The following is a 1129-nucleotide window of genomic DNA, read 5'->3' on the forward strand; positions in this document are numbered from 1 at the left end:
GAAGACATCAACACCGCGCCAAACAGGCCCACTACCAGCGAAGACAGGCACAACATAACGAAGTGCGGCTGGAGTACTAGGTTCTGTCTCCCAATGACCTGAGCCATTCCACGATCAGGGCCAGGACGACTCCGGCGCGGTAGGTGATGGCCAACTTGTCATACCGTGTGGCGACCGCGCGCCAGTGTTTGGCCTTGTTGAAGGCGCGTTCGATGACATTGCGCCGCTTGTAGGTCTCTCGGTCGAAGTCCGGCGCTCGGCCACCACGGTGACCTCTACGTTTACGGTTGGCGGTCTGGTCGGATCGTTCGGGGATGACGGTGCGGATACGTTTGCGCCGCAACAAGGCCCGGTTGGCGGCCGAGGAATACGCCTTGTCGGCGATCAGCACCTGCGGGTTGCGCCGCGGTGGGCCGCCGCCCTCGAGGCGAGGTACCGCGACCGCCTCCAACAGCGGCGCGAGCATCGGCGAGTCGCCCGCTTGTCCCGGCGTGAGCTGCACCGCCAAGCCCCGACCGCGGCCGTCGGTGACCAGATGCACCTTGGTCGTCAACCCACCACGTGAGCGCCCGATCGCATGATCGGCGGGTTCATAACCCAGACACCGAGTCGCGCCTGGCACCGCCGCCGTGCTGGTGCACCCGCACGACCGTGGAATCGATCGAGGCCACCCAGTCCAGGTCACCGGTGGTATCAGCCAGCGCGAGCAACGCGGTCAGCACCCGATCCCATGTGCCGTCAGCCGCGTAGCGGCGGTGCCGCTTCCATACCGTTTGCCAGGGACCGAACACCTCCGGCAGATCCCGCCACGGCGAACTCGTGCGCAACCGGTACAGCATCCCCTCCACCACCAGACGGTTGTTGGCGAAGTTACGACCCACCCGCCCTTCGGATTTCGGCAACAGCAGCTCCAGCAACTCCCACTGCCTGTCCGTCAACACCTGAAACCGATCACCCGCCGACCTCGCCACAGCGGACATGATGCACCACCGGCCCACCCCAAAGCTGACTAATCAGACGATTGGGAGACAGAACCTAGTACTCCAGCCGCACTTCGTTATGTTGGGCGGTAGTCTGTTTCGTTGTGTTGATCGATGAGGATCTGGCTGCGTGGGTGGCTGGGCTGGAT

At 64.0% G+C, this 1129-nt stretch carries 1 pseudogene; it reads right to left on the reverse strand.

What is annotated here, in order from left to right:
• Positions 1–76: 76 nt before the first annotated feature.
• Positions 77–980 (reverse strand): annotated as a pseudogene (locus tag ABZ420_RS36020) (IS5 family transposase).
• Positions 981–1129 lie beyond the last annotated feature (149 nt).

The organism is Nocardia sp. NPDC005745, from assembly GCF_040630775.1.
In the GTDB taxonomy this organism is placed as follows: domain Bacteria; phylum Actinomycetota; class Actinomycetes; order Mycobacteriales; family Mycobacteriaceae; genus Nocardia.